This window comes from Frateuria sp. (assembly GCF_013362045.1).
GTDB lineage: Bacteria > Pseudomonadota > Gammaproteobacteria > Xanthomonadales > Rhodanobacteraceae > Frateuria_A.
In genome coordinates this window covers 1-2,905 of the sequence record NZ_JABFWW010000278.1, presented here as the reverse complement: position 1 = coordinate 2,905, position 2,905 = coordinate 1, and the positions used below count along the sequence as shown (strand labels likewise).

Below are 2,905 nucleotides of genomic sequence, written 5' to 3'. Positions count from 1 at the left end.
GTGCATGGCCGCTTCGGCCAGCAGCGCCAGTCCCGCCGCCAGCACGCCCAGGCCGATGGCGCCCAGCGCGCCGCCGGGATAGCGCCCGATCAGGCGGCCGGCCACGGGCGCTGCCACGATCACCGCGGCGGGCCAGCATCCCATCAGCAGGCCAGCCTGCCCTGCGCTGAGCTGCCATGCGTCGAGCAGCAGGAACGGCAGCGCGATGTACGCCAGCGTCTGGGCGCAGAACGCGCAGACCGAGGTGGCCATCGAGAGCCGGAAGATGCGGATGCGCAGCAGGTCCAGCGGCAGCAGCGGCTGCGCCTGCAGCAACTGCCGGCGTACGTGCACCGCGCCGACCAGGCCGGCGCCGGTGAGCAGCGAGCCGCCGTCGGCATGCCCCGCGCGCACGCCGAGCGCGTCGGCGCCGAGGAACAGCAGCGCGAACATCGCGCCATTCAGCAGCACGTCCAGCAGCGACAGGCGGCCCACGGGCGCGCGTGCAGCCACGTTGCGCGGCAAGGCATGCCAGCCGACGGCCAGCAGCAGCAGGCCGAGCGGCACGTTGATCGCGAACAGCCAGGGCCAGCCGGCCACCGACAGCACGGCGGCCGCGACCGCGGGTCCGGCAACGGAAGCGGTGGCCACCACCATCGAGTTGATCGCGATGCCGCGTCCGAGCTGCTCGCTCGGATACGTCAGCCGCACCAGGGCGGCGTTCACGGACATGATCCCGGCCGCACCCGCGCCCTGCACCGCCCGCGCGATCGCCAGCGCGGGCAGCGAAGGCGCGAGGCTGCACAGCAGCGAGGCCAGCGTGAACACGACGACGCCGGCGAGATACACGCGCCGGTAGCCCACGCGGTCGCCCAGGTTCGCCAGCGGCAGTATCAGCGCGAGCGTAGCCAGCTGGTACGCGTTGACCACCCACACCGAATGTTCCGGGGTCGACTGCAGGTCGCGCACGACCGCGGGAAGCGCCAGGTTGACGACGGTGCCGTCGAGCACCGAGACCGCGATCCCCAGGATGATCACCGCCATCGCGTGGTAGCGCTGCGGCACGGGCAGGCCCGGATGGCGAAGGTCGGCGGCGGAGTTCAGGGCGCGGCAGTCGGGAACGGCCGGCGATTTGACCACAGCACCCACGCGATCCGGCTTTGCACAACTTTGCGCGGCAGGGCCCGTGCTGCACAGTTCCTCGACATTCGCCAGCCATGCTCCGGGCCAACATTCCCGGAGGACCCATGGCCGACAAGAAGAGGCTTCACTGGCTGCTGGCCCTGCTCGCCGCAGCCGCCCTGCAGTCCGCGCACGCGCAGGACGGAGCGCAGCGGATGGACACGGTGCCTGCTGCCGCTCCGGGGGCGCCCTGGTGGTCGGGGTCGCACGACGCCACGCTCAACCTGCTGCTGGCCGCGGCGGACAGATCGGTGGCGGCGCCGGACCGGATGAAGCGCGAGACGGCCGTCGCGGCGGAATACTTCAGCGCCCGCTACAACACGCTGCGCCTGGTCACGGCCCGCGAACTCTCCGCGGTGGCGCGGCGGCGCCTGGACCTGATCGAGCGGGCCGGTGGCGCGGAGGACGAAGCCTTGCGCCAGGCGCGGCAACTCGCGCAGGAAGCGGCCGATCGCGTCGCGCCGTTCGAAGCGCTGCGTGCCGACGCTCTGGCTCGGCTTGCCGGGCTGCTGGACGGCTACTCGCCACGCACGCTCTCCCTGGTGCTGCAGCCCGCCCTGCAGGACACGCGGATAGTGCTGCCCGCCATCGACGTGCCACAGCAGGTTCCCGGCGGCGTGCTGCGCCGCCGCGCGGACGTGGCGGCGGCCGAAGCGGACCTCGTGCTTGCGGGCCGCGTCTCCAGCGAAGACCAGATGCGCTTTGCGCGCTACGTGCAGGCGCTCTCGACCGCGATCGAACCCCAGCCGCCCGCACCGGCGCAGGAAGCCACGACGGGGACCGACATCGGCGACGTCCTAGAGCGGGCCCGCGTCGACGTCGGGCGCAAGGTGTGGCAGCTGCTGGCGTGCATGCAGGCGGCCCGGGAGGCCCGGAAGGCGCTCGACAAAGCGGACGTCCAGCTGCGCGAGGCTCGGGACAAGGACATCGGCGAGCTGGAGGCCCTGGACCTGCAGGCGCAAGTGCTGGTGGCCGCCGATCGCATGGCGGTCGCCGCTGGTGCGGTCAGCCTCGCCTGGGTGGCCTGGCAGGGCAGCATCGGCGGGGCCGGGTCGGCGCAACTCAGTGCGGTGCTGACACGCTGACCTCGCCGTCGGGGGCAAGGATTTCACGGTCGCGGCACGGTTGTGGCGCGACGCTTACACCCCGCTGCGGGCTTTGCGGGCCGGACACCTCCGCAGGACGGATTCGCGGCACCATGGTCGCCGAGGATCCCCACCATGCGCCTATCCCACTGGCTTCCCCTGCTCGCGGCGACCGCGCTCACCACCGGTTGCGCCGTCTATCCCGCCGCCCCGGTGGCCGGTCCGCCGCCCGGCGTGGTCTACGACTCGTCGGCCCCGGTCGCGGTCGCACCCGCGCCCTACCCGTACTACGCGCCCTATCCCTACCCGTACGCCTATGCGCCGGGGTGGTATGGCCCGCCCGTGTTCTTCAGCGGCAGCCTGGCGTTCGTGCATCGCAGCGGAGGGGGATTCCACCACGGCTTCCGCGGCGCGCCGTCGCGGCCGAACGGGCTGCGGCTGCTGCCGCGCTCGCTGCCCGGCCGCCGCTGACCGCTCAGTCCCAGTCGCCGCCGCTGACGTCGCCGGCGTCCATCCCGCCACCGCTGTCCCAGGACCCGGCGTCATTGACGCCGAAGTCCTGACCACCCATGTCGGCGTTGTCCATCGCGCCGGCGTCACCGGTCCACGCGCTGCCGGTGCCCGACGCATCGGGTATCACCTGGGAGGCGTCCTGGTGG

At 72.8% G+C, this 2,905-nt stretch carries 3 protein-coding genes and 1 pseudogene; 2 read left to right on the top strand and 2 right to left on the bottom strand.

Annotated elements, in window-relative coordinates:
* Nucleotides 1-1,128, bottom strand: a 1,128-nt coding sequence (locus HOQ08_RS13450) for an MFS transporter (protein ID WP_291195815.1), incomplete at its 3' end; no start/stop codon positions are given.
* A gap of 98 nt (nt 1,129-1,226) precedes the next feature.
* Here HOQ08_RS13450 and HOQ08_RS13445 point away from each other — a divergent pair.
* Complete coding sequence (locus HOQ08_RS13445) at nt 1,227-2,246, top strand: hypothetical protein (RefSeq protein WP_291195812.1); 1,020 nt, start codon at nt 1,227-1,229, stop codon at nt 2,244-2,246.
* A 135-nt stretch (nt 2,247-2,381) separates the two neighbouring features.
* Nucleotides 2,382-2,717: a hypothetical protein gene (locus HOQ08_RS13440; protein ID WP_291195810.1), complete on the top strand. Its 336-nt coding sequence runs from the start codon at nt 2,382-2,384 to the stop codon at nt 2,715-2,717.
* 4 nt (nt 2,718-2,721) lie between these two features.
* On the opposite strand, the pseudogene HOQ08_RS13435 reads toward HOQ08_RS13440, so the two are convergent.
* Nucleotides 2,722-2,905: pseudogene (locus HOQ08_RS13435) on the bottom strand (hypothetical protein); the annotation flags it as partial.

Bases quoted from the DNA above. Each gene is read 5' to 3' on its own strand.
- HOQ08_RS13445 (WP_291195812.1), top strand. From the start codon at position 1,227: ATGGCCGACAAGAAGAGGCTTCACTGGCTGCTGGCCCTGCTCGCCGCA.
- HOQ08_RS13440 (WP_291195810.1), top strand. From the start codon at position 2,382: ATGCGCCTATCCCACTGGCTTCCCCTGCTCGCGGCGACCGCGCTCACC.